The sequence below is a fragment of the Vibrio sp. UCD-FRSSP16_30 genome, from assembly GCF_001676025.1.
Lineage (GTDB): Bacteria > Pseudomonadota > Gammaproteobacteria > Enterobacterales > Vibrionaceae > Vibrio.
The window spans coordinates 69693-96067 of sequence record NZ_LZFW01000005.1 but is presented as its reverse complement, the minus strand read 5'-3'; the positions used below and the strand labels follow the sequence as shown (position 1 = coordinate 96067).

Sequence of the window (26375 nt, the reverse complement as noted above, 5' to 3'; positions counted from 1 at the left end):
CTTACATATACCGCCACCAGCAACACAGCTCAAGCCGTTGATAAATAAAGCATTTTAACCAAGTGAGCTTGATTGAAATCAACTTTAACTCTGCTTTTAATTTGCATTGTAAACGACTCGATTTTTTCTGATTTTAGTATTCCGATTTTTTCGTTCTAAAGGCGCAGGGGTATAATAACCAATAGATATAATGTATTCTTTATGGAAACAAGCGCATATATAAAGGATTTATTATGAAGTGGAAGCTAGCCTCACTGGCTGTAATTGCAAGTGTTTCAACCCATGTTCACGCCAACGAATGCGGTACCGTGACTATCGCCGATATGAACTGGAACTCAGCCAGTGTTATCGCCAATATTGACCAATTTGTTCTAAAACATGGCTATGGCTGTGATGCACAACTTACCCCAGGCGATACCATGCCAACGGCCACCTCTATGATTGAGAAAGGACAGCCTGATATTGCACCAGAGCTTTGGACTAACTCAGTAAAAGACGCTATAGAAAAAGGCGTTGAAGAAGGTCGACTCGCTTACGCTGGTAACGCACTTGTCGATGGTGGTGAAGAAGGATTTTGGGTTCCATCTTACTTGGTAAAACAATACCCAGAATTGGCAACAATTGAAGGCGTCAAAAAACACGCGAAACTATTCAAGCACCCAGAAGATCCTTCGGTCTCTGGTTTCTACGGCTGTCCTGCTGGTTGGGGATGTCAAATCTCTGGTGGTCACTTATTTGAAGCACTCAAACTTGAAGAAGCCGGCTTTGAACTCATCGATTCTGGCTCAAGCGCAGGTCTATCTGGCTCTATCGCTAAAGCCTATGAGCGCAAAGAAGGTTGGTTTGGTTATTACTGGGCACCAACGGCTGTGCTAGGTAAATACGAAATGGTTAAAGTTGATTTTGGTAGTGGTGTCGATGAAGAAGCATTTACTAGCTGTATCGCTGTTGAAGGTTGTGAAAACCCAACCGTTTCTATGTATCCACCATCGCCAGTAAACACGGTTGTCGTAAAAGATTTTGCGAATAACAACCCACAAGCTATGGAATACCTTGCTAAGCGTGGTTTTACCAACGCAGACATGAACAAGCTACTAGCCTGGATGGAAGACGAGCAAGCAAGCTCTGAAGATACCATGTATCACTTCCTTGAAACCTCTCCTGAAATTTGGAAGCAGTGGGTTTCTCCTGAAGTCGCTAAGAAAATAACCGCTAACCTGTAAATTCATACATAAACCAAAACAAAGGGTAACTCGGGTTACCCTTTTTATTATATAAAGGAATGTATATGTTCGATAGCAGTTGGTTGTCCAGTTTTCCGGAAATCGACCGTTCAACAATGCGTACTATTCGCAAAACATTGGACGGTGCTTACAAAGATTTTTCGAGAGAATATGGCGACTTCATCGAATCCCTATTTGATCCCCTTCTTACTTTCTTGGTGTGGTTTGAAAAGCTTTTGCTTGCCACCCCTTGGTTTGTCGTACTCGCGGTCATTAGCGCACTGATTTATATCGCCAGTCACTCTGTAAAACTGACTGTCGGCGGTGTAATCGCACTTCTATTTATTGGTTATCTAGGAATGTGGGAAGATACGATGCGAACGCTAAGTATCATTACCGTATGTACCGCACTGGCCATTATTGTCGGTATCCCTATTGGTATTGCCATGGCGCGATCTAATCGCATCCAAAGTGTTGTCACTCCTATTCTCGACATCATGCAAACCATGCCCGCCTTTGTGTATTTAATTCCCGTGGTCATGCTATTAGGCATAGGTAAAATCCCCGGGCTTATTGCCGTAGTAATTTACGCAATTCCGCCTGTAATTCGCTTAACAAACCTTGGCATTCGCTTAGTAGACAAAGAAGTGATGGAAGCGGCCACCGCTTTTGGCGCAAGTCGCAGTCAACGCTTGTTTGGCGTACAGCTGCCTTTAGCTATGCCAACCATTATGGCTGGTATTAACCAGACGGTAATGATGGCGCTATCGATGGTGGTTATTGCTTCTATGATTGGTGTTAAAGGCTTAGGTCAGCCTGTTCTTAGATCGATTACCAATCAATACTTCACACTCGGTCTGCTCAACGGATTAGCGATTGTGGTATTGGCTATTTTGATTGACCGCTCCACTCAAGCCTACGCAAAACGAACTCAAGCTCACCTAGGAGATTTAAGACATGACTAAGCCTCTAATCAAAATCTCTGGTCTTTATAAAATATTTGGCCCTAAACCAGAGTCGGTATTACCGATGGTTAAACAGGGACTAAGTAAGGATGAGGTACTGGCAAAAACCGGTCATACCGTGGGTTTAAAAGACATCAATCTTGATATTCATAATGGTGAGATATTCGTTATTATGGGCTTATCTGGCTCAGGAAAATCAACATTGATTCGTCACTTCAACCGTCTTATTGACCCAAGTGAAGGGCAAATAGAAGTTGATGGTGTCGATGTAATGAAATTTGCAGCGAAAGAGCTTGAGCAGTTTCGTCGCCATAAAATGTCGATGGTATTCCAACGCTTTGGACTGCTTCCTCATCGAAAAGTAATTGATAACGTTGCTTATGGCTTGGAAATTCAAGGCATTGAGAAATCTAAGCGCATACAAACTGCCACGCAGTGGATAGAGACGGTTGGCTTAAAAGGCTACGAAGAACAATATCCATCGCAACTCTCTGGTGGTCAGCAGCAACGAGTCGGCCTTGCAAGAGCGTTGTGTACCGATGCGGAAATTCTATTAATGGATGAAGCATTTTCAGCTCTAGATCCATTAATTAGAAGTGAGATGCAAGACCAACTTATCGAGCTGCAAGAGAAGCTGCATAAAACCATTATCTTTATTACTCATGATTTGGATGAAGCACTGCGCATTGGTGACAAAATCGCTATCTTGAAAGATGGTGAGCTCGTTCAGCAAGGTACGCCGGATGAGATCTTACTTCACCCTGCAACAGACTATGTCGAAGCGTTCGTAAAAGATGTCAATCGTGCTCGCGCCCTAACCGTTGAGACTGTAATGCAAAAGCCAGCTTTGCGCATTACCACCAGCACCATTGAAGGCGCGTTAAAACAGATGAGAAACTCAGAGCATGATTATGGTTATCATGTGACAGACGAGGGTTATCAAGGTCTTATTACCGAAGAAGCACTACAAGAAGCTTCTCAAGATGATGCGATTGATAACATTGAGCCGTGTTTGTATGAAGATGTACCGACCATTTCATCTGAATCTGCTATTGAAGAGGTGCTTACCGAGGCCATATCTTCTGATTACTCGTTACCGGTAATCAATGAAGATGGCGAACTTGAAGGCACGCTAGAAAGAGATAAAGTTGCTGATATTTTCTCAGATAAAGAAGAGAAAACAGAAGCGAAAGTGAGCTAATTTATCTCTTAGTATTAGCTGACATAAACCCGACACCTTGTTATTCATAGTTGTCGGGTTTTAACCATCTAGCTCTGCAAATTTTTGATAAAGAAAATCTAAAAAGAGACGAATACGCTTAGGCTGATGTCTTTTATCTAAATAATAAACCTTTAAGTCCGAACTGCTATCAGCGGTAGCCGAATTAAAGTTTTTTATATATTCATCAAATAGTGTCACTAAACTGCCTTGCTGAATCTCCTGCTGAATATCGAGTCGAGACTTCATGGCAATGCCCAATCCATCCACAGCCAACTGCTTAATAATTTCACCATCATCGGACAGGTATGCAGGCGATACGGTTACCGACTCTAGCTTTTCACCTTTTCTAAAGTACCAAGTTTTCAGCTCTTCTTGAGAGCTGAGCATAACTAATGTTTTATGTGTGATTAAATCATTAAGCGCTTTAGGTGCACCGTGTTCCTTTAAGTAATCAGGTGAAGTACACAGCACCCTTTCACTGCGACCTAATCGCCTAGAGATAACATTACTATCGTATAGCTCTCCATAACGAATAATAATATCCACTTCACTTTCGGCAATATTATAGACGTGATCATTTAAATAAATGTGAGGCGTCACTTCTGGGTATAACGAGGTAAACTCGGTCAATATAGGTAAAATAACCTGCTTGCCTATATCTTTAGGCGCAACGATTTTAATTGGCCCTTGTGTGGCCCGAGCCCCTTTCGTAAGTAACTGCTCTACATCATAAACACTTTCAAGAATATCAATGCACGAGCGATAATAGGTTTCGCCCGAATCAGTTAATGATATATGCCTTGTGGTTCTATTTAGCAGTTTTACGCCGTAGCGATCTTCAAGGGCGCGTAAGCGATTGGTAATAGAGGCCGCAGAAACACCAAGCTCACGGGCCGCTCCTGCCATTGTCTTTAACTTCACTATAGTGGCGAACATCGCCATATCAGAAAACTTATCCATACCACTTACTCAAAAGGTTCATTCATTAAATTGCACGTAGAATTTGTTCACAACATTAGGATTATTAATCACAAGTAAATAATGTATTCATATTATAGGTAATTATCAAAATATTTATAACAGTCATAATAACGACATAGATAATTTACACCGTTGGAATACTGATGAACCAAGAAAAAATGCCCCTACAAGTATGGATATTAACGCTAGCTGCGTTTGCTATCGGTACGGCTGAATTTGTTATTGCTGGTATTCTGCCGCAAATCGCAACCTCACTATCCATCACTGAAGGTCAGGCAGGTTACCTCATCAGTGCTTATGCTCTAGCGATTGTTATCGGTGGTCCAATTTTGACCATCTACCTTGCTAAGTTTAATAAAAAGAATGTATTGATTGGCCTAATGGGGCTTTTCATTATAGGTAACGTTCTTTCTGCTCTCGCTCCTAGCTACTCTTTGTTATTAGCAAGTCGCGTAATTGCAGGCCTAGTACAAGGTCCTTTCTACGGTATTGGTGCCGTTGTAGCCACTAACTTAGTCTCTGAAAAAATGGCAGGTCGCGCGGTAGGACAAATGTTCGCAGGTTTAACTCTAGCCAACGTTCTCGGTGTACCGGCGGGGACATGGATTAGCTTAACCTTTGGTTGGAGCAATACTTTCTTCACTGTTGCTGCTTTTGGCGCAGTTGCTCTTATCTTTATTATGCTTGCTATCCATTCTTCTGGACACGGCGAAGCAAAAAGCATCAAAACACAGCTTCTTGCATTTAAAAACCCAATGCTTCTAATCAGCTTAGCGATTACCGCTTTTGCATGGTCAGGCTTCATGACTTTGTATGGTTACATTGCTCCTATCGCAATGCACGTGACGGGTTTTGGACAAGATGCTGTTACTTGGATTTTAGTCTTAGTGGGTCTTGGCCTAATCATAGGTAACACCTTAGGTGGTCGCTCTTCAGATAAAAGCTTATCTAAAGCCTCTCTATTTTGGGCTATCGCAATGATTGCATCATTAGTGCTGGTCGGCTTGGTTACTGACAACAAAGTATTATTTGTCGGTGCACTATTTATCTTTGGTATCGCTTCATTTGCTAACGTTCCAGCAATGCAACTTCGCGTAATGAACCACGGTGGTGACGGACAAGAACTAGCAGCAACGGCCAATATTTCAGCCTTTAACCTTGCCAATGCTTTTGGTGGATTCCTTGGCGGAATGGTACTCGATGGACAGTTAGGTGCTAGCATGATTCCTTACACTGCTATTGTTGTTCCATTGATTGGCTTGCTCTTTATTATGAAAGCCAACAAAGCTGAAAAGCTAATGCAAAGTAGCAAGTAGCAGCAGTAAATAACTGCTGACACTATTATCAGGGTGAGATCACGAACGTTATTTGAACAAAATCATGTGCATTATAGGAGCAAGCCTTTATTGCATGGATTTGTGGCATGGATGCCACAATGAAGCCATCAAGGATGATTTCACGGCGTCTTGTGGAGATGATGTACATGATTGGTCGATAAGTGTTCACTCATGCGTTCGCCCTAACACTATTATTGAGTAACAGCCTAAAATAAAAAAAGAAGCCTAATTGGCAAGCTATTACGCTTTTGTGTTGATGAATTTAGGGGATGGTAAAACATCCCCTTTTTATTTATGCTCACACTAACTGAATCGCCATTGCAAGGAGTGCAAATGTCCAAAATCATACTTAAGGGCTTCATCGTAGTATCGAGTGATGATTTACAAACAGTTGAGCAAGAACTGCCAACACACACCAAGCTTACACTTGAAGAAGACGGCTGTTTGGTATTTGAAGTCACCAAAAACAAGGGTAATCCAAACAGATTTGACGTTTATGAAGAGTTCACCGATAGGGAAGCCTTCGATAAACATCAGATTAGAGTAAAGAAATCATACTGGGGGCAAGTTACAGCCAATGTTGAGCGACACTACGAGATTTTTGATTAACTGAACTCTAGGTGTAGAGGATCTTTCTAATTTCAACAGCCTCATCCTGCCTAATGACTTGCGCTCTTTCAGTTAGGTATCTGGCTCGCTCTACTTCCTCATAGATAGCTTGGTTACTTTTAATCGTCATGTAGCTATTACATTTCTTGCAAAGCAGAGAAGAACCGTTGCGCTTAGTTCCACTGATTCGGTAGTTCGGGTCAGAACGTATGTTGCTGGTAGGTATGTTGAAGTTTTGGCAGGTAGTGTTACTACATTAGTTCACATTGATACCGTGCGACTCACGGGGAACTCTTGGTTGAGATTTGCTCTGGACAGATTTTTGTCTCATGAAAGCCTCCAATACACTGCGTATACATCCAGTATATTGGAGGCTTTGATCATTTCTGGCTAGCTATTGATCAACACGAAAGCGTAATAGCTTGCCTAATTGGCTTCTTTTTTTATGCTGAAATATCTAGACATTATTCTTTTAAGTAAATCATCCAAAAGTAAATTCCAACAAATAATCCGCCACCAATAATGTTACCCATAGTGACCGGAATTAAATTATTTACAATAAAATCAACCACGTTAAGGTCGGCATAATCCGCAATATTAGCGCCTGTCATTTGCCAAAACTCTGCTGGAGCAAAAGTCTTAATTGCAATCGCCATTGGAACTTGGAACATATTTGCAATGCTATGCTCAAAACCAGAAGCGACAAACATTGCAACAGGTAGGATCAAAATAACTACTTTATCTGTCAGTGAGCGGGCACTAAATGTCATCCAAATTGCCAAGCAAACCAGCAGATTACACATCAAGCCTAAAGCAACGGCTTGCCAAAATGTATGGTGCAGTTTGTGTTGAGAAATGGCCATAGCATTTAAGCCCATTAAGCCACCATCACTCATATACTCTTTAGTAATCATCATAATAATGATCAGTAGCGATGCACCGACAAAGTTACCAACATAAACCACAGCCCAGTTCTTAAAAAGTGCCTTCCATGACACACGTCCAGTGGCTTTTGCCACTAGCGTTAGCACGCTACTAGTAAATAGCTCTCCGCCAGTAATCACGACCAATATCAAGCCAAGACTGAATGCCAATCCACCCATCAACTTAGCCATGCCATAAGGCATATCAGCCGCGCCCGTTGTAACAACAGTATAAAAAACAAAAGCAATACCGATATGCATACCTGCGGCGACCGCCAGTAGAAACGATTTGAATTGATTCTTATTGACTTTACCTTCGCCTATTTCAGCCGCTCGTTCAGCCATTTGTGGGGGAAGAAAGGACTCAAAAGAGTTCGGGGTAAGATCTGCCATAAAGTTACTTCATCGACTAATTGAAAAATTGAACGCAGAATCTACGCTCAATCACGCAAAGATAACAGACACAAAAATGCAACTTTACATTCACGACACGTCACAGATCACAAAACCATTAAGCATCAAATTGTCACACAAATAGTTAAATCGATTATTTTAATTAATCATACAAATAGAAGTAGACCGTTCTATACCTAAGTATTGTAAAATTACAGTGGTTCTATAAGGATATTTTTCAATGAGTTATGTAACCATTGTGAAACAACCCCAACACCGCTATCTCGGCGGCGAACCAATCCAATATCAGACGTTAAGCTAACGGGGAGGTTCGTAGTTGATAACTGAACCAAGCTATCTTTGTACCATTGAGCTGTTGCTATATGTTCAGGGATCAATGCCCAGCCCATTCCATTTCCAACTAGATCGCCAATTACATAATAACTATCGATGTACCAATGATGTGTCCCTAGAGGTTCGTCTCTTCCCTGCCCGTTTCGATCACATATCACTAACTGCCGAAACTGCTGAAGATCGGTGATAGAGGGCGCATTATGTTGTGTGAGTGGATGATTAAGTCCAGCAATGAGATGCAAACGATATTGCCCTATGGAGGTAAATTCCAACTCTTCATTTATTTGGCGAGATTTAAACAATACACCAAGATCAGCTTTCCCCTGCTCTACATAAGACGAAATATCCTCTCGTGAGCCATTAATAATCGTTAATTTTAAATTAGGGAACGTCTCTCCAAGGGAGACAAAAATAGGAGCAAATGCCATAGCTTGTATCGCTTCATCTACCGCTAAAACAAGCTCAATTTCTTCGTCTTTAGCGACACTTAATGCTCGAGATTGCAAGCGTTGAGCTTGCTCGAGCACACCTTTTGCTTCAATTAATATTTCTTTTCCCAGGGGAGTTAGTTCAGGCAGTTTTCTTGAACGATCAAAGAGCTCAAATCCCAGATCTGCTTCTAGGTTTGCCACAGCTGTACTGACTCTAGATTGCGCCTTTCCAAGCTTGCGAGCAGCAGCCGAAAAAGAACCTAATTGAGCCGAAAAGACAAATGCTGACAGTTGGTCCAATGTCCAATTCATACATAACCTATACGGTTTTCGGATGGTAACTAACTTTTATATATCACATTTAGATGGATAATAGCGTCAACTTTATTCATATTGATCCGATAACATGACAGCCGACAACATAGAGAAAAATGAATCCATAAGCCGCGTATTTTGGCGCTTTGCTATTCCTTCAGTAGCGGCAATGCTGATCAATGGTTTATACCAAATTATTGATGGTATTTTTGTGGGTCATTATGTGGGTTATTCCGGCCTTGCTGGTATCAATATGGCTTGGCCTATTATCGCGACCATTATGGGTTTTGGCATTTTAGTAGGGATGGGGGCAGGCAGTCTTATCTCTATGTATCGAGGGGAGAAACAGCTAGATAAAGCCTCGAGTGTTTTACAAGCAGCCATCGGACTTTGCATTCTGTTTTCTTTAATATCCATGCCTATTGTTGCTCTATGGGGGCGTGATTTATTACTATTGCAAGGCGCTAGCGGCGATTCTCTTATCCATGGCTACGACTACATCAAGGTCTTTGTCTATAGCGCTCCTGCAGCAATATTTTCTGCCGCTATTCCTATGCTAGTCCGAAATGACAACAGCCCCAAAATTGCGACAGTATTGACCATTATTGGCGCGGTGCTCAATATTGCACTTGATTACCTTTATCTTGGCATTCTTGAACAAGGACTACAGGGCGCAGCTATTGCTACAGCGCTATCACAACTAATTGTAATTATGCTTGGCTTTGCTTATTTTTTGTCAAACAAAGCAGAGATTCGACTAACCGGACTTTCCCTTAATATCAATAAAACCATTCGTACCTGTCAGCTAGGCGCATCAAGTATGTTGATGTTTGCTTATTTTTCATTTGTTGTCGCACTGCATAACCGTTTATTAATGGAATATGGCAGTGAAATTCATGTTGGTGCTTTTGCTATTATTGGCTATATCGCGACTCTGTATTACCTTTTTGCCGAAGGCATTGCTTCAGGGATGCAGCCTCCCATCAGCTATGATTTTGGTGAAAGACGATACCATCGAATTAAAGGTACCTTGCTGTTAGCCCTTAAAGTTGTGTTAATTTCAGGGCTTGTCACTGTGGCACTGCTTAACCTATTTCCAGAGTTTTTCATTTCGTGGTTTTCGGACTCAAATACACAATTAATGGCAACCACCACTTTAGGAATGCGCCTTCATACAAGTGCACTGTTCCTTGATGGTGTTCTGTTTTTAGCATCGGTTTATTTCATGTCGGTGGGTAAAGCAGGCAAGGCGATCTTTGTTTCGATAGGTAATATGGTGGTGCAAATACCATTTTTGTTCTTTGTACCTCAATGGCTTGGAGTCAATGGTGTTTGGTTGGCCGTTCCTATGTCTAATATTGTACTAACGATTATCGTGCTACCAATGCTATACAAAGATGTAACGGCATTAATGAATAAAGAGATTACGATGACCAAGTCACTCGTAACCTCTTCTTGATTCCATGCTGATTAAAGCGCCTTCAAATAATCTAACATGCCCACAATCGCGGCAACTTGTGCTTGATTACACTCTTCGGCAGTTGCTTTAGTACTATCAGGGTACACTTCCGTAGTCGTGGTATATTTGGCTTTACTAAATCCAGCACACAAGCCTAATGCTTCTAATGGATAATTAATGACGCCATGTTGCACAACCTCAGAGCCGATGATCGTACCGTCAGGATCAGCTGGGGCAATGTGGGTCACTTTTGCAACGGAGGCAATAATGGCAGCTTGCATCTCTTCACAAGGGTTCTCTGTATCACCTACGGTATAAAAACCATCAGGAATCGAACCTTTACAATATTCCAAGCCATCGCGAGCCGCTAATGCAGGGCGAAACTCATCTTCATCACTATCAGTCGTTTCATGTAAATCAATATGAGCAAGTATTTCAACGTTGAGATCTTGAACAAACTGCATAACCATTGCCGCTTCCGGAGCGGGGCTATTTTCGATAAATGAGCGGTTTGGGTCGACAGCTTTTGGGTTCCATCGATTAATCACTTCATAGCCCCATGGGGACACGCAAGGCGCAACTATCAAATTAAAGTGGCTAAGATACTGCGCCGCTTTTTCCTCTAAAAATAAAAGAGCGCCTTGCACACCACTGGTTTCATAGCCATGCACACCGCCAGTCACTAGCACGGTTGGTTTTTTATCACTCCACTGCTTTGATTTAAATCCAAATAGCGGGTATGGGCCTGTCGGATAATCCAATTCACCGTATTTGATTTTTTCAAAATCAGAAGCAATAGATTCCATCTTGCTAACAACCTCTTGATTATAAGAGCGCTGAATTTCACGGCTATCACACCATTGCTGGACTTGTTGCTGTGTCCACTTTTGTCCTGGCGTGCCTATTGAGTAAAAATGAGTCTGCGACATGCTCTGATTCCGTTATAAAAGAAGATTTAAAATAGATTACCATACTCTGCAAAATGAGATTAATCCGTAATTGCACAAAATTGACGCCTTGCAAAATACATAATTGGGCTAGTTTTCGCCTTATATAATTATTTCATTGTTAAAAATAATTCTTTTGCGCTAAAACCTTGTTCTAAGACAATTCTAAACCGTGAACTTGAACTATTTCGGTGTTAGAATCCGACGCCATAAAGAAACTTTATTACAAAATTTTCACCAGTGCAGACTGATTGGGAAATGCCCTTATTCGTTCTGCAATGGTAAATTCGGCGAAAAAGAATACGAAATAGGCTCAAGTAATGCCTTTTTCTGTATAATTAATCGCCAAGGCAGCGTATTAAAATCAAATGAACCTAAAGTCATAAAGACTCGGTAATTTTTGTAATTTAATTACAAATGAAGTAATATAGCCGCCAGTATCCTATTTGAACTTATGCAATACTTACCGGAGAGTATTTTCCATGAAAAAGACCAAAATCGTATGTACGATTGGCCCTAAAACTGAATCTGTAGAGAAGCTAACTGAACTTGTAAATGCAGGCATGAACGTAATGCGCCTGAACTTCTCTCACGGTAACTTTGAAGAGCACGCTGGCCGTATCGTTAACTTCCGTGAAGTTATGTCTACTGTAGGTAAGCAACTTGCTATCCTTCTAGACACTAAAGGTCCAGAAATCCGTACAATCAAACTAGAAGACGGCAATGACGTTGATCTAGTTGCTGGTCAAGAATTCACTTTCACTACAGACGCATCTGTAGTGGGTAACAAAGACATCGTTGCTGTAACTTACCTTGGTTTCGCAAATGACCTAACTGCTGGTAACACTATCCTAGTAGACGACGGTCTAATCGAGATGGAAGTTCTTGCTACTACTGCAACTGAAGTTAAGTGTAAAGTTCTTAACAACGGTGCACTAGGCGAAAACAAAGGTGTTAACCTTCCTGGCGTTTCTGTTCAGCTTCCTGCTCTTTCTGAAAAAGATAAAGCTGACCTTAAATTTGGTTGTGAGCAAGGCGTTGATTTCGTTGCTGCTTCTTTCATCCGTAAAGAAGAAGACGTTAAAGAAATCCGTGAGCTTCTAAACGCTAACGGCGGCGAAAACATCCACATCATCTCTAAAATTGAGAACCAAGAAGGTGTTGATAACTTTGACGCTATTCTTGAAGCTTCTGACGGCATCATGGTTGCTCGTGGCGATCTAGGTGTTGAAATCCCAGCTGAAGAAGTAATCTTCGCTCAGAAGATGATGATTGAGAAATGTAACCGTGCTCGTAAGATGGTTATCACTGCAACTCAAATGCTTGATTCTATGATTCAAAACCCACGTCCAACTCGCGCAGAAGCGGGTGACGTTGCAAACGCAATCATGGATGGTACTGATGCAGTAATGCTTTCTGGTGAAACTGCTAAAGGTAAGTACCCAGTTGAAGCTGTAACTATCATGGCTCAAATTGCTAACCGTACTGACGGCGCACTTAAAGCTGAACTAGGTTCTCGCCTAGATAGCCCTCGTCTACGCATCACTGAAGCAGTATGTAAAGGCGCGGTTGATACTGCTGAAAAACTTGCAGCTCCACTTATCATTGTTGCTACTGAAGGCGGCAAGTCTGCACGTTCAGTACGTAAGTACTTCCCAACAGCAAGCATCGTAGCTCTTACTACTAATGCTAAAACAGCTGCACAACTAGTTCTTACTAAAGGTGTTCGTCCAGTTCTTGTTGAATCAATCAACAACACTGATGAATTCTACAAAAACGGTAAAGAATACGTTCTTGAAGCTGGTTTTGGTAAGAAAGGCGACATCGTAGTTATGGTTTCTGGTGCACTAGTTGCTTCAGGTACTACTAACACTGCATCTGTACACGTTCTATAATTTATAGCTCAGTTCAGATACAAAAAAGAGAGCCWTAWGGCTCTCTTTTTTTATGTCTAATATTTGTGATAAAACAGATTCTAGTAAGAAAAAAGCTCTCGGCGATGCGTATTCATCAGTAACACCAATGGCAAAAAATAAATGGTATTTAGCGTCATTGCCATAACAAGCAAACCACCAACAATTAATCTTATAAATGTATTTTTAAACATACTTCGCCTCAATCTGATCACGAAGGAGGAAGTCCCTCTCTCTTACTCTGCGATACTGTATTATTCCACAAAGTGTATTTTATCGTTCAAAAAACATTCAATCAATGCTATTTGTATGACTTTTTGTTCTAGCTCTAATTTTTAGCCAATAAAAAACCACCTCTGTATAGAGATGGTTTTAGTAAAACTAATATAAACATTGTTATTTCATAAGGTTAATCAGACTTTATACTTTATGAGAGCATGTTCGATAACCTGTAATGCTTAAATTAAAACTAAGCTTTCAATGCTCTTTCACCGCGTGCAATACCCACAACACCGCTTCGAGCTACTTCAATTACGTCAGTAAGCTCAGAAACAGCTTTGATAAAGGCATCTAATTTATCGCTGGTACCCGCTAGTTGAACGGTATATTGAGATGCCGTGACATCGACAATTTGTCCGCGGAAAATGTCAGCCGTTCGCTTTACTTCTGCACGAGCAAATCCAGAGGCTTTTAACTTCACCATCATCAGCTCACGCTCAATATAATCAGACTCGGTGACCTCTTGAACCTTGAGCACATCAATCAGCTTATGCAACTGTTTTTGAATTTGCTCAAGTTGTAATTCATTAGTTTCTGTTGTGATATTTAGACGAGAAAGGGTTTCATCGTCAGTTGGAGAAACCGTTAAAGACTCAATGTTATAACCACGTTGAGAAAACAAACCGACAACGCGAGACAGTGAGCCAGGTTGGTTTTCCATTAGTAACGAAATGATATGTCTCATATTAAGTTCTCTCCGTCTTGCTTAACCACATACTATCCATGCCTTCACCTTTAACCTGCATTGGGTAGACGTGCTCTGTTTCATCAACACTAATATCGACAAAGACTAAGCGATCTTTCAGATCAAGGGCTTTTTGTAGCCCTGACTCTAACTCATCCGGTGAAGATATGCGGATACCAACATGTCCATAAGCCTCTGCAATAGCGGCAAAGTCAGGAACTGATGTCATGTATGAGTTGGAATGACGCCCTTCATAGATAATGTCTTGCCACTGCTTAACCATGCCTAAGAAACGGTTGTTTAAGTTAATGATTTTAACTGGGATACCATATTGCAGAGCGGTAGAAAGCTCTTGGATATTCATTTGAATACTGCCATCTCCGGTCACCACTACTACTTCTTCTTCAGGGTGAGCGAACTTAACTCCCATACCGGCAGGTAAACCAAAGCCCATAGTGCCAAGTCCGCCAGAGTTAATCCAACGACGAGACTGCTTGAACGGATAATATAGCGCTGCAAACATTTGATGCTGACCAACATCGGATGCAACATAAGCATCGCCATCAGTCAGTTTGTGCAGTGTTTCAATAACTTGTTGTGGCTTAATTTTGTCTGATGATTTGTCATAAGCTAAGCAATTACGATCACGCCAAGTTTGAATTTCGCTCCACCAGCTATCGATTGCTTGCTTATCATTGTCTGCATCTTGGTTATCTAACAACGACACCATGCATTCCAATACTTTATCCGCAGAACCAACAATAGGCAGATCAGCGCGTACATTTTTAGATACTGATGAAGGATCTATATCGATATGAATGACTTTTGCATCAGGACAGTATTTTTCTAAGTTGTTGGTTGTTCGATCATCAAAGCGAACACCCACACCAAAAATAAGATCAGCATTGTGCATTGCCATATTGGCTTCATAGGTGCCGTGCATTCCTAACATCCCTAAGGAGTTATTATGCATACCAGGGAAAGCACCTAAGCCCATCAATGTACTGACTACAGGTAAGTTAAGCTTCTCAGCTAGATTTAGGAGGTATTTATCAGACTCAGAGATGACCGCGCCACCACCAACATACAGTACTGGTTTTTTCGCTTCTAGAAGCGCTTTCAATGCCTTTTTGATTTGCCCTTTATGCCCAGACGTTGTTGGGTTATAAGAGCGCATTTTGATAGTTTCTGGGTATTGATAAGGCAATTTAATTTGCGGGTTCATGATGTCTTTTGGCACATCAATGACCACAGGACCAGGTCGACCCGTCGAGGCAATAAAAAAGGCTTTTTTAACCGTTTCAGCGATATCTTCAGCGCGCTTGACTAAAAAACTATGTTTTACAATTGGTCGAGACACCCCAACGATGTCACACTCTTGAAACGCATCATTACCAATTAAACTATTTGGTACGTTTCCTGAGATCACGATCATTGGAATTGAATCCATATAAGCGGTTGCGATTCCAGTTACTGTATTGGTCGCGCCAGGGCCTGAACAGACTAATACAACGCCGGGTTTACCTGTTGAACGTGCGTAGCCATCAGCCATGTGTGTGGCTGCTTGCTCATGGCGAACTAAAACGTGTTTTATTTGGTCAGTTTTTGCATGAAGGGCATCATAAATATCAAGAACGGAACCGCCAGGATAGCCAAAGATCTGCTCAACTTGCTCTTCGATCAATGACTGGACGATTATTTCTGCGCCAGATAACATTTCCATTAACTTTCTCCTTACCATCGACGAATAAATGTGGGTTATTTATTCGTTGGGTTACATAGCTAGGGCTTATTCGTAGCCTAAAGTATCTTATTCCCTGTCGAGTAACCTAAGTGCTACCTCAACAACGATTCTACTATGTTCTTATGTCAGCTATAGCTGACATAGATAACTCGTTCACCATACCGTTTTTGCCCACTATCTGTCCACGACAAAATCACATTTCATTAACAGTAATATGAGTACTAAATAAGTCGTAGCATTAGACGGTTAAGGTTGTACTCTTTATCCCTACAAATAAAAAACCCCTGTAACCTAAAACAGGTTACAGGGGTTTATTTATTCGATTAAGCCATTACTTTTTAGGCTTTGACTTACTTTTGTCTTTGTCATTGTACATTTCTTCAATTTCGTCTTGATAACGGTCATTGATAACCTTACGACGAAGCTTCTGAGTTGGCGTAAGTTCACCCTTCTCCATAGAGAATGCCTTTGGCAGAAGTTTGAATTTTTTTACTTGTTCAAACTTAGCTAAGTTTTTCTGTAACTCAGTCACACGAGCTTCTAGCATTTCCACTATCTGACTGTGTTTTAGCAAATCCACTTTATCTTGATATTTAATATTGAGCTCTTTGGCATGCACTTCTAATGCTTCGTAACTTGGTACGATAAGAGCTGAAACAAATTTACGAGTATCAGCAATAACCGCAATTTGCTCAATAAAATGATCTTTACCAATAGTGCCTTCAACAACTTGTGGCGCAATGTATTTACCACCCGATGTTTTCATCAACTCTTTAATACGATCGGTAATAAAAAGACTGCCATTATCATCAAAATGACCGGCGTCACCTGTCTTCAGAAAACCGTTTTCATCAAAGGTTTTCGCGGTTTCTTCAGGAAGTTTATAATAGCCACGCATGACCATTGGCCCTTTAACTAGAATCTCATTGTTCTCACCGATTTTAACCTGAGCTCCTGGCATTGATGTACCAATAGAGTCAGGGTCAAAGTTAGGTTCATCCCAACAAGAAACCGTAGCGGTTGTTTCTGTCATTCCATAGCCAAGCTTAACATTAAGCCCTAATGCATGGAAAAAACGACCGATCGTTTCATCTAGTTTAGCGCCACCACAAGGCATCATGGTGATATTGCCACCCAATAAAGCTCTTAACTTGCTCAGTACCAATTTGTCAGCTAGTGCATGGCTACGAGTGAGTAAGTAAGAAGGTTCACGCTGCTCTTGCTTACACAGTGCTAGGCGCGCCCCCATGTTGACAGCCCACGTAAACATCGCTTTTTTCACAAATGAAGAATGAGATACTTTTTCGTGAATAGCAGAGAAAATTTTCTCATAGAAGCGCGGAACTGCACACATAACGGTAGGCTTAACCTCACCTAGTGCATCACGAACTTGCATGGTATCAACTAAGTAAGCATTTGTTGCCCCAGTGTAGAGAACAAACATCGTCCATGCGCGCTCAAAGACATGAGATAATGGCAAGAAGCACAATGAAACATCATCTTTAGTTAAGTTAAGACGTATCGCATGTCCTTCAAGCTGGGAGGCAAAGTTAGCATAATCTAACATGACACCTTTTGGCTGACCCGTTGTACCTGAAGTGTAAATCAACGTAACGAGATCATCTAGAGTGGCATCTTGAATGCGCTGTTCAAACTCTTCTTTGAGTGTTTGAGCATTTGCTGACTGTGATTGTGTAAACTGCTGCCATGAGACACTGAAATCGTTATCAGCTAATTTAATGCTGTCACACATCGCAACGATAAGCTCAAGTTGCTCACACTGCTCAAAGATCGAAACTGATATATCGTATTGTTCCTGCTCGCCAACGAACAGTACTTTTACATCAGCATTTTGAATAACGTATGCAGACTGATCGGCAGTATTAGTCGGATAAATAGGAACAGTAACAACTCGTGCTTGTAGTGAACCTAGGTCTGCCATTGTCCATTTAGGCATGTTATTGGAGTAAATCCCAACTTTATCTTGAACACTCAATCCTTGAGCTAAAAGTGCCATAGAAACAGCATCCATTTGCTGTCCAAACTGTGACCAAGAAATATCACACCAAGCACCATTTACTTTATGCTTAAGTGCGACACGGTTTCCTCCGTCGACAACTTGCTGGCGAACCTTCTTAACTATGTGAAACTTTGAGTTGCTCATAAACCTCTGCCTTTTGGCTTACACGTGTAAGCTGAGTAAGTTAAATAGTTTACAGTCGAGTAAATAAAAGGCAATTCCAGTTGCCGTTCTATTATACAAAATTGAACATAAGTCCGCTTTTTTATGACTGGTAAGAGCAGCAATCACCAATAATTGAACATAAAAAAAGCACCGAAGGCATTAGCTTCCGATGCTTGGCAATTCATCAAATGATACTAGGTGAATATGTGTGATTACCCTTTCTCAACAACATCGTTGCAAACTGTCATCAGTTGCTCTCGCATCCAAGTATGCGCCGCATCACTTTGACGAGATTCATGCCATGTTAAATAGGTTTTTATGCTTGCTTGCTCACCAGGAAATGGCATCGCATGTAACTCTAAACTTGTTGGGAAAAAGTCTTTTACCCAACGAGGTACTACGCAAACAAGTTCTGATTGCGCTGCAATGGCAATCAAGTTACCTAATGTTGCTCCACGATAAGCCCACTGTACTGGTAGATTATGGTAGACAATGGTATTCAAATCCATCACATCGCTAGAAGGAGACAAACTGGCATGTTGCTCAAGTAACAATTGATCCATCGTCAGTTCAGTTTTTTGTCCTAATCGAGGATGATTGAGAGCACATATCACGACCAAATCATCACTGAACATTTCTGTACTAATAAAACCCACTTCATCAAAGCATGTGTTATCAATAATAAAATCTATTTCTTGCTGAATGATTTGTTCTTGAAGAGAAACGCCACCAGCAGAATCAAGATGTAACTTCACGTTTGGTGCTTTCTTAGTGGTGCTATTAATAAGCTCTGGAGCAAAGCGCACATCGTTCGGTGTCGCTATCGCCACAGAAAACGTATGGCTAGAAGTTTCAGGATCAAATAGCTCTCCTGGCAATTCATTTTTTACTAACTGCAATGCTTGACGTACTGGTGTTGATAATTGGCGAGCGCGCAGCGTTGGAGCGATACCGCGTCCTTTACGCATAAATAAGTCATCTTTAAACATCACTTTTAAACGTGATACTGCATTACTAACGGCAGGTTGAGACATATTTAAATTTCGAGCTGCACGAGTAATATTTTGTTCTTGCATCACTGCATCAAACACGATCAACAAGTTAAGATCGACACCTCTAAGTGTGCTTCCCTTGTTACTTGTAGCTTGTGGTAATTCATGTGTACTATTACTCATCAACATTCGCTTTTCTCTCTATTTAGTCCCCTACTGAGTATTGGTTTTAACGGTAAATTTCATATCAAGAAAGTGAGGTATGAAACAAAAACCGACCAACAATCATTAACGGGGTGAATACTCAATAGCCCTAATATGTTGCATATCATTAGGTCAGAACAAGCAAATTGACAAAGAATCAGTACATTTTAGTTATTACCATGTTTTGCCATAAAAAAACAATAACTTAGGTAAAACCTAAAAAAATAAAAAGTTATTTTTAGATAAGAAAAACACAGTCTATCGCTTAATTAACGTCGGATATTGATAAGAAAACCCCCATCTTTGATGGCGGTTCTCTTAAACAACTTATTGATCAAATCAATTTTACCATTCAAAAAACAGCAATTGATTAATCTAGCAGATGGGTCATATGTGTTGGGAAACTGACTTGTTTCCACAGATTTTGACTGAGCTTTTGTTGCTGGTTCCAATCCCCTTCCAACACCCAATCAGAAATTGCGCCTGCAACATCAGGGTAATGAATAGGGTCAGGTGTATCCTCTTCAAGCCACTTACGTATCGTACCCAATTCAAGCTCAAGCATTGCGCTACCCAAACCAAGATACTCTAATGTTGCGACATTACTTTGCTGCTCAAATTGCCCATCAAGAGGTTTTAGCAACAGCTTCTTTCCTAAAGAAAGAGCCTCTGACGGTAACTCAAAACCGCCATTGGCAATCACACCGTGACAACTGGCAAGGTCTCGTTGAAACTCGCTAAATGACAGAGGGCGAAGCTGCACGTTATCAGTATCTCGCGCTTGCTTAATATCAGGGTGATAACAACGAAAAGAATACCCAGAGAGACGTTGCAGTAACTCTCTCACTTGCTTTAAATCTTCAAAAGGTAAATACACCAAAACAAATGCTTCTTCGGCCGTGCTTTGTGTATCACACACGTGAACAATAGGCGGTAAGATCGGCTGATCAAAATGATACCAATGCAGTCCAACCTGAAAATCAGATGGCGCAAAATGATGAATAATGGTTTTATCCATTAGCCCATACCCTTTTTTGGGTACTTGGTAGCGAAATGCATTTTGGTGACTAATGCCGATACAAGGCACTTTATGTTTCTTGGCAGCCCAAGCACTAATCGGCTCAAAATCATTAAGCACTAAATCGTATTTTTTAACGTCTAGAGTTTTAATATCTTGCAGTAACTCAACCACATTATTATTGGTGGCTGTTTTTAAGTAATCCACTTTTCCGCTATTAGAGTTGAAGGTCAACCCGGAAAAAGTGCGATAACCATCAAAGGCATCCATAGAGAAATACTTTTGTTTTTCTCTACCTGAAAAGACAAAATCAACTTCAACGTTATCTCTTTTTTTAAATGCTTCTGCCATCGCTCTTGCTCGTGCAATGTGGCCATTACCTGTGCCTTGAACACCATATAATATTTTCATGTTAAGCCCCTATAATCGCCATTGCAGTCAGCGCGCTGACTAAACCAAGAATCATCCCAGCCACGATGTCACTGAAAAAGTGCACACCAAGCAATATACGAGATAGTGCAATTAGACTTGCCCAAACAACGGCAAAAATGGCTAGGCTAGGAAAGAACATGCTGATATTGATCGCCATGATAGTGGCAGCAGCGGTATGCCCCGAAGGTAAACTGTATTTATCTGATGGTTCTATAAAGTTGGTAAAACGTGCAGATAACTCATGAGGACGGCGACGGCGAACACTATTTTTAGTTAGCCAATAGATGGGAAGCTCAATAGCAAAAGCGAGCAGACCACACGCTAAAAACAAGCTACCAATAGTTGAATCAATCATATAAGCGATTAACGCTAATACGACATATAAATGACCATCTCCCGAATGAGATACGGCGCGACTAATTAAGCTCACTTGATTGGCATATTTATGTTCGGTACAAAATAGTGAGAATGCTAAATCGAAACGAACAATAGGGTTGATACTTTGCCTACCCTGGCTATCAAAATCAAAACTACTCATTTCCCTGTCCTACTTAACTTCCTTAGTTTAGTTGATCCCAAGCTAAGGAAGTTAAGTGACAAATAAGTGACGTTTTGTTTGCTATGAAATTACAGTTTCATAGGTTTTTTATTTATAAAAACTAAGCTTATGATTTAAAACTAATTATCAAGATTTTCATGCTTAGATATCTTTCCAAAATCAGCCAAAATAGTGTACGCACATGGCACCATAAACAGCACCAGTACTGTTGATGCAAAAATACCAAACACAATAGAGATGACCAATGGCTGAATAACCTGTGCTTGTAAGCTGGTTTCAAGCAAAAGAGGTAGTAAACCTGCGGCTGTTGTAAGGGAGGTAATAAATACGGCGCGGAAACGCTCCTGACTGGCTTTTACCACCGCTTCTCGTACTGTCTCGCCTTCATCTATATGAAAACGAATATATTGCACCAGCAGTATCGAGTCATTCACCACAATCCCTGCTAATGAAATAAAGCCCATGATGCTCGGCATACTCATGTTATGCCCCAGAAAGAAGTGCCCCCAAATGACACCAATTAGCGCCAGAGGGATCGCCAACATCACCACAAAAGGCTCAATGTAACTGCGGAACTGGTAACTTAAAATGGCAAACACACCAAACAGGCCGACTAAAAATCCTTTACCCATAGAAGAGCTGGTTTTAGCGGTGTCTTTCGATTCCCCTTCAAAATCAATACGAATACCGGGGTATTCTTTTTTCAGCTTAGGCAGTTCTTGAGTTCTAAAGGTGTTAATAATTTCACCTGAACTTGCTTTCGCAGTATCTAAATCACTAAACACCGCGACCGTTCGCATACCATTAATGCGCTGAATTCGTACATAATTTCGCTGAAAATCAAAACTGGCTAACGTTCCAAGTGGGATCTGTGCGCCACTAGGCATGATGATAGGGAAATTAGCCAAGCGCTGTAGATTACCAGCTTCTGCCTCATCAAGACGTACTTCAACTTTTATGTTTTCTACGCCGATTTGTATTTCATCAGCGGTTTCACCATAAAATGCCGCCCGCAACTGGCTCGCAATCATCTGTCCATTCACCCCATAAGCCTCAGCTCCAGGACGTAATTTTACCAATACCTCTTCTTTACCCATTCGCATGTCATCAAGCACCCCATGGACGCCATCAAATTCGTTAAGATAAGATTGCACTTCAATAGAAGCCGCTTTCAAAGATTCAAGGTTGTCATGTTGTAGACGAATTTCAATCGCGCGACCACCCGGCCCCATTGTCGGTTGTTTGAAGACTAGCGAAATGGGGGTAGCAAGCTCCCCTACATCACTTCGCCAAGCATCAATAAAATCATCTAAAAGAGTATTTCGCTCTTCCGCTCCCAGTAAGTCTAAACGTACTGTCGCAATGTGCGGACCGGATTCGTTGGCATCGGCATTAGAATTATAACTGGCCGTAATGTGCTGAATGAGCGGTACGCCATTTTCTACGTTTTTCGTCCACTCTTTATCCAGTTTCTTAGCTGATATAACCAAACGGTCAACCACAGCTTCAGTTTGAGACAAGGTAGAACCTGGAGGTAAAATAATTCGAGCTTCGGCGATATCACCATCTAAATCGGGGAATGGTACAAACTTAAGATAGCCACCAGCCAATAACGAAACCGATATCAGTAAGGCGGCAATAACAGAGCCCATAAATAAGTAACGATACTCCACCACTTTGTCGACAGCACGGACTAATGTGCCATTGCGGAACTCATCAAACTTTCTTAAAAAGACCGTTTTAAAATGCAAATCTGGTCGTTCTTTTTTCGCACTATGCAGTGAATGAGCTAGATGGTGGGGCAAAATTAAAAATGCTTCGACAAGGCTTAAACTCAATACCAATATCAGTACTTGCGGCACCGCTTTCAGTACTGCGCCCATCTCACCATCAAGAAACAGTAAACTACCAAAAATACACACTGTAGTGAGAAAAGAAGAGACAACACCGGGAAGTACCTTTTTGACCCCTTCATAGACCGCATCATCAATATTTAGCCCCCGATCTAAATGGGAGGCGATGGATTCGGCAATGACTATGGCATCATCCATCATGATACCTATCGCCATCAGTAGCCCTACTAGCGACATAATATTGATAGAGATGCCTAAATTAGCCATCATAAATAGTCCGCCTAAGAAGGCGACAGGCAGACCGGCAGCAACCCAAAAAGAGTAGCGCAAACTGAAAAACAGCCACATGGTAGCGAAAACTAGCACAATGCCTTGCCAGCCATTGCGCACCATCATGGTCAATCGATCCCACAATACCGATGAAAGATCGTTAGTCATACTGATGGTGACACCATCAGGGGCGATAGCTCGCTGCGCCTCGACAAATCGCACCACATCATCTTTAATTCTTAATGCATCATCTTCTTTGTTTTTACTGACTTTTAATATGGCTGAAGGTGTTTGATCAAATAGAATCTTTTGTTCGTCTAACTCGAAACGATCGGTGATCGTTGCGACATCGCGCAATCGAACAATCGCGCCATTAGAGCCTGAACCCACCACTATATTCTCAAGTTGATCTGGCGTAATTTGTCTCTCATCAAAACGTATAAGTAGATTCTTTTGCGGAGTTTCAACACTACCACTTGGCAGTTTGACGTTTTGCTTGCCTATTTGCGTGGCGATATCATTAATGGTTAGACCCAACTGACGCATTGCGTATGTATTGAGTTCAACGCGGTATTCATGATCAGAGAAACCAGTCACATCAACCAATGAAACGCCATAATCTAACTTCATAATACGCTTTAGATGTTCCGCGTATGCTTTAAGCTCTGGCCAACTGGTATTGGCGGTAATTGCCACATCGACAACGGGTTCATTCCAATCAAGCTCTTGCACGACCGGCGATTCAATTTCATCAGGAAAGTCGTTAATGGCATTAATTTTGGTTTGCACATCCACCAGCATGCGGCCTATATCAGCCGAAGTGTTGAGCTTCAATGTCAACCTTGCACTGCCTTCTACAGCCTCACAGGTGGTTTCTTCGATATTCGATAAACCGTCTACAGCATCTTCCATGCGCACACACAAGCTCTCTTCTACCTCCATAGGAGAAGCGCCCGGATAGACTATCGTAGCCATAATGTAAGGAGGTGAAAACTCAGGGAAAGTTTCACGTTTAATTGTTGGCAAAGAAAGTACGCCAACAAGGAAAATCAAAAACATCAATAAGTTGGCAGCGGTTGGATGCCTTGCAAAAAAGCGAATCACGCAGCATCCTCCTGATCTTTAGGCTCATCACTTACTGTTTCAAGCTTAAGGGACATATTTGAGATAGCCGGCAGTAGATCGTTCAAGATCAGTTGATCACCTTTCGATAGATCCCCCTCAACAACAACCTGCTGATCACGTCGATAATAAACCGATACTGGTAAAATCTTTAATTTATTATTCTCAAATATATACACATGATCCCCATGCAGAGCTCTTTCCGGGATAGCCCATGACGATGATGCTATTCCATCAATTTTAGCTCGCACAAGCATGCCACTTAACATGGATAAGGTACGGTTTGATAGGTGCTGTAGATCCGTTTGTTTAATCTCAAGAATCACCCCCACAGTCGCATGAGTAGAATCGATAGAATCGCTCACTCGCACCACTTTAGCTGGCCACACTTCTTTGAAGTGACCACTGGATAACGTAACTGACGCTGTAAGACGTGAAAAATCTGGTAATGAATTGGTTGAGTTATTTTGCTTAGTGTTTAAGCTTTGCGTAAGCAGTTGCATGTCATGAATGGATATTTGCGCTTCAATTTCCATGACATCTAACCCTTGAGCCGTAAACATCTGTTGTTGCATGTTCACTACCTGATTAAGTTCTATATCAACAGTGGAAATACGCAGGTCGCGAGGCAAAATGACTTTCGTTTTCTCAAGAGAACGTTCAGCTTCTTTTACTTTCGCTCGATTCACTTCAATTAATGCTGCGGCGACTTTCTTTTCATCAGGATACAAGGCAATTTGATTTTCAATATCTTGTACTAATTTTTGCTGTGCAAGATAGGCTTGCTGCTGGGTATCGACATCTGATTGAGAAGCCACTTTCTTGTTTCTCAAATCTTGAACTCGTTTCAACTCAGTATTGGCTAATTTAAGACGAGTTCTTTCAATTTTCAGGCTGTTTTGACTGTTTTTATTTTCTAATGCGAGTTTTTTAAGCTGCGTTTGTGTTGAGCTTAAATCGGCTTTAGCTTGCACTAGCTTTAGCTCGTAATCTAAAGGGTCAATCCTCAATACTTCGGTGCCCGCTTTTAACACTCTTCCGCGCTCTAACTGTGGATTTCGATAAACCACTTTACCCGATACTTCGGCAATTGATTTCCACTCAAACTTGGCCGCCACCTGTCCAAAACCAATAGCCTCAGGCGCGATTGAGATAGGATTCATGGTCATCACTTTTACCGGTTTTGCTCTATCTCCGGCAGGCTTAGTCGGTACATCCGGACGAGTTTCAATCATGATCAATAAGATGATGACTCCAACCGCGACAGCAGGGAAAAAAAGAAATTTACGATTGAGTTTCATGGATTATCGTCCTAGTGCTGTAGCGATTTATGTCATCATTACTAATGATAGGATGCAAAACAAATGCTTAAGCATATTTTCGAGAAAGTTGAGGCTATTAAATAGTGCGTTTTTCAAATTACACTCGCGACAGTCAATAGCCATATTTTGCTGAGTCCCAGATCCATATAAATCAATAACATCTGCTACCAACTAGACCTGAACCATGTACTTTATCATCGTTAGTAGCAAAAATGACCTTATCATTAAGATACAAGCGGGTTGATAAAGTTAAAAACAAGCAATTACCTTATCTATTTCCTTTATAAGATAACGAGAGCTTATAGGTGCATACATTTCTACTGTAATAGTCAGCTGATTGATTAACGATAGTTGCAGTATCGTTATAATGAAGTTCAAATTAATTAACCGAAATAAAACAGCGCAGATAACCTTTAAGTTTCAATTGCTTACATGAAGTCCAACTGCGTATCCAGTCATAAAACCTTCTTTATATGAATGATTATTGAACTTTCTTCTTGACGCTTATAGGTAAATTGCGGTATTAATTTGTTAACTCATTTGTGGATTGTTTTAAAAATGAAATTTTTCGTTTCAATATCTCTGCTCCTCCTGCTAATCGTGACATAAACACGCGGGTTGCTAGTGGAATAAAAACA

The 26375-nt window shown here is 41.2% G+C and carries 19 protein-coding genes; 7 read left to right on the top strand and 12 right to left on the bottom strand.

Features of this window, described 5'->3' with window-relative positions:
• Positions 1-233 precede the first annotated feature (233 nt).
• The 3 genes from A9260_RS04650 to A9260_RS04640 all read left to right on the top strand — a co-directional run bounded on the left by A9260_RS04650 (position 234) and on the right by A9260_RS04640 (position 3389).
• Positions 234-1223, top strand: a complete 990-nt coding sequence (locus tag A9260_RS04650; RefSeq protein WP_068696684.1) for an ABC transporter substrate-binding protein — start codon at positions 234-236, stop codon at positions 1221-1223.
• 65 nt (positions 1224-1288) lie between these two features.
• The gene (locus tag A9260_RS04645; protein ID WP_068696682.1) at positions 1289-2188 is read left to right on the top strand and encodes an ABC transporter permease; all 900 of its coding nucleotides are present in this window, start codon (positions 1289-1291) and stop codon (positions 2186-2188) included.
• Positions 2181-3389 (top strand): quaternary amine ABC transporter ATP-binding protein, encoded by a 1209-nt coding sequence (locus A9260_RS04640; RefSeq protein ID WP_068696680.1) that lies wholly within the window; start codon positions 2181-2183, stop codon positions 3387-3389. The genes A9260_RS04645 and A9260_RS04640 overlap by 8 nt, the downstream gene beginning before the upstream one ends.
• Positions 3390-3449: 60 nt before the next feature.
• On the opposite strand, the gene A9260_RS04635 is transcribed toward A9260_RS04640, so the two are convergent.
• Positions 3450-4370: a LysR family transcriptional regulator gene (locus A9260_RS04635; protein ID WP_068696678.1), complete on the bottom strand. Its 921-nt coding sequence runs from the start codon at positions 4368-4370 to the stop codon at positions 3450-3452.
• A gap of 164 nt (positions 4371-4534) precedes the next feature.
• Here A9260_RS04635 and A9260_RS04630 point away from each other — a divergent pair, with 164 nt between their 5' ends.
• Both A9260_RS04630 and A9260_RS04625 read left to right on the top strand, forming a co-directional pair.
• Positions 4535-5707 (top strand): MFS transporter, encoded by a 1173-nt coding sequence (locus A9260_RS04630; RefSeq protein ID WP_068696676.1) that lies wholly within the window; start codon positions 4535-4537, stop codon positions 5705-5707.
• 354 nt (positions 5708-6061) lie between these two features.
• Positions 6062-6337, top strand: a complete 276-nt coding sequence (locus A9260_RS04625; RefSeq protein ID WP_068696674.1) for a putative quinol monooxygenase — start codon at positions 6062-6064, stop codon at positions 6335-6337.
• Positions 6338-6801: 464 nt separating this feature from the next.
• Here A9260_RS04625 and focA read toward each other — a convergent pair whose 3' ends face one another.
• Positions 6802-7653 (bottom strand): formate transporter FocA, encoded by an 852-nt coding sequence (focA, locus tag A9260_RS04620; RefSeq protein ID WP_068696672.1) that lies wholly within the window; start codon positions 7651-7653, stop codon positions 6802-6804.
• Positions 7654-7865: 212 nt separating this feature from the next.
• Positions 7866-8750 (bottom strand): LysR family transcriptional regulator, encoded by an 885-nt coding sequence (locus A9260_RS04615; protein WP_068696670.1) that lies wholly within the window; start codon positions 8748-8750, stop codon positions 7866-7868.
• A gap of 94 nt (positions 8751-8844) precedes the next feature.
• On the opposite strand from A9260_RS04615, the gene A9260_RS04610 reads away from it, so the two are divergent.
• Positions 8845-10212, top strand: a complete 1368-nt coding sequence (locus tag A9260_RS04610; protein ID WP_068696667.1) for an MATE family efflux transporter — start codon at positions 8845-8847, stop codon at positions 10210-10212.
• 11 nt (positions 10213-10223) lie between these two features.
• Here the strand turns inward: A9260_RS04610 and A9260_RS04605 are convergent, their stop codons facing one another.
• A complete protein-coding gene (locus A9260_RS04605; protein ID WP_068696665.1) occupies positions 10224-11141 on the bottom strand; it encodes a M14 family metallopeptidase in 918 nt (305 codons plus the stop codon).
• A 500-nt stretch (positions 11142-11641) separates the two neighbouring features.
• Between A9260_RS04605 and pykF the strand changes: the two genes are divergently transcribed.
• The gene (pykF, locus tag A9260_RS04600; RefSeq protein ID WP_068696664.1) at positions 11642-13054 is read left to right on the top strand and encodes a pyruvate kinase PykF; all 1413 of its coding nucleotides are present in this window, start codon (positions 11642-11644) and stop codon (positions 13052-13054) included.
• A 487-nt stretch (positions 13055-13541) separates the two neighbouring features.
• Here the strand turns inward: pykF and ilvN are convergent, their stop codons facing one another.
• The 8 genes from ilvN to A9260_RS04560 form a co-directional block, all read right to left on the bottom strand.
• A complete protein-coding gene (ilvN, locus tag A9260_RS04595; protein WP_068696662.1) occupies positions 13542-14036 on the bottom strand; it encodes an acetolactate synthase small subunit in 495 nt (164 codons plus the stop codon).
• 1 nt (position 14037) lies between these two features.
• Entirely contained in the window at positions 14038-15759 is a 1722-nt protein-coding gene (locus tag A9260_RS04590) for an acetolactate synthase 3 large subunit (protein ID WP_068696660.1), read from the bottom strand.
• Positions 15760-16111: 352 nt separating this feature from the next.
• The gene (locus tag A9260_RS04585) at positions 16112-17944 is read right to left on the bottom strand and encodes an AMP-dependent synthetase/ligase (RefSeq protein ID WP_068696658.1); all 1833 of its coding nucleotides are present in this window, start codon (positions 17942-17944) and stop codon (positions 16112-16114) included.
• A 233-nt stretch (positions 17945-18177) separates the two neighbouring features.
• Positions 18178-19146, bottom strand: a complete 969-nt coding sequence (leuO, locus tag A9260_RS04580) for a transcriptional regulator LeuO (RefSeq protein ID WP_068696656.1) — start codon at positions 19144-19146, stop codon at positions 18178-18180.
• A gap of 385 nt (positions 19147-19531) precedes the next feature.
• Positions 19532-20590 carry an MJ1255/VC2487 family glycosyltransferase gene (locus A9260_RS04575; protein WP_068696654.1) on the bottom strand — a complete coding sequence of 353 codons (1059 nt, stop codon included), beginning with the start codon at positions 20588-20590 and terminating at the stop codon, positions 19532-19534.
• A gap of 1 nt (position 20591) precedes the next feature.
• Positions 20592-21149 carry a phosphatase PAP2 family protein gene (locus A9260_RS04570; protein ID WP_068696651.1) on the bottom strand — a complete coding sequence of 186 codons (558 nt, stop codon included), beginning with the start codon at positions 21147-21149 and terminating at the stop codon, positions 20592-20594.
• A 140-nt stretch (positions 21150-21289) separates the two neighbouring features.
• The gene (locus tag A9260_RS04565) at positions 21290-24397 is read right to left on the bottom strand and encodes an efflux RND transporter permease subunit (protein WP_068696649.1); all 3108 of its coding nucleotides are present in this window, start codon (positions 24395-24397) and stop codon (positions 21290-21292) included.
• Entirely contained in the window at positions 24394-25716 is a 1323-nt protein-coding gene (locus A9260_RS04560; protein ID WP_068696647.1) for an efflux RND transporter periplasmic adaptor subunit, read from the bottom strand. The genes A9260_RS04565 and A9260_RS04560 overlap by 4 nt, the downstream gene beginning before the upstream one ends.
• Positions 25717-26375 lie beyond the last annotated feature (659 nt).

Coding starts and splice junctions, on each gene's coding strand:
- A9260_RS04605 (WP_068696665.1), bottom strand. CDS start 11,141: ATGTCGCAGACTCATTTTTACTCAATAGGCACGCCAGGACAAAAGTGG.
- A9260_RS04635 (WP_068696678.1), bottom strand. CDS start 4,370: ATGGATAAGTTTTCTGATATGGCGATGTTCGCCACTATAGTGAAGTTA.
- A9260_RS04560 (WP_068696647.1), bottom strand. CDS start 25,716: ATGAAACTCAATCGTAAATTTCTTTTTTTCCCTGCTGTCGCGGTTGGA.
- A9260_RS04625 (WP_068696674.1), top strand. CDS start 6,062: ATGTCCAAAATCATACTTAAGGGCTTCATCGTAGTATCGAGTGATGAT.
- A9260_RS04585 (WP_068696658.1), bottom strand. CDS start 17,944: ATGAGCAACTCAAAGTTTCACATAGTTAAGAAGGTTCGCCAGCAAGTT.
- pykF (WP_068696664.1), top strand. CDS start 11,642: ATGAAAAAGACCAAAATCGTATGTACGATTGGCCCTAAAACTGAATCT.
- A9260_RS04575 (WP_068696654.1), bottom strand. CDS start 20,590: ATGAAAATATTATATGGTGTTCAAGGCACAGGTAATGGCCACATTGCA.
- A9260_RS04610 (WP_068696667.1), top strand. CDS start 8,845: ATGACAGCCGACAACATAGAGAAAAATGAATCCATAAGCCGCGTATTT.
- A9260_RS04640 (WP_068696680.1), top strand. CDS start 2,181: ATGACTAAGCCTCTAATCAAAATCTCTGGTCTTTATAAAATATTTGGC.
- A9260_RS04645 (WP_068696682.1), top strand. CDS start 1,289: ATGTTCGATAGCAGTTGGTTGTCCAGTTTTCCGGAAATCGACCGTTCA.
- A9260_RS04615 (WP_068696670.1), bottom strand. CDS start 8,750: ATGAATTGGACATTGGACCAACTGTCAGCATTTGTCTTTTCGGCTCAA.
- leuO (WP_068696656.1), bottom strand. CDS start 19,146: ATGTTGATGAGTAATAGTACACATGAATTACCACAAGCTACAAGTAAC.
- A9260_RS04570 (WP_068696651.1), bottom strand. CDS start 21,149: ATGAGTAGTTTTGATTTTGATAGCCAGGGTAGGCAAAGTATCAACCCT.
- ilvN (WP_068696662.1), bottom strand. CDS start 14,036: ATGAGACATATCATTTCGTTACTAATGGAAAACCAACCTGGCTCACTG.
- A9260_RS04590 (WP_068696660.1), bottom strand. CDS start 15,759: ATGGAAATGTTATCTGGCGCAGAAATAATCGTCCAGTCATTGATCGAA.
- focA (WP_068696672.1), bottom strand. CDS start 7,653: ATGGCAGATCTTACCCCGAACTCTTTTGAGTCCTTTCTTCCCCCACAA.
- A9260_RS04650 (WP_068696684.1), top strand. CDS start 234: ATGAAGTGGAAGCTAGCCTCACTGGCTGTAATTGCAAGTGTTTCAACC.
- A9260_RS04630 (WP_068696676.1), top strand. CDS start 4,535: ATGAACCAAGAAAAAATGCCCCTACAAGTATGGATATTAACGCTAGCT.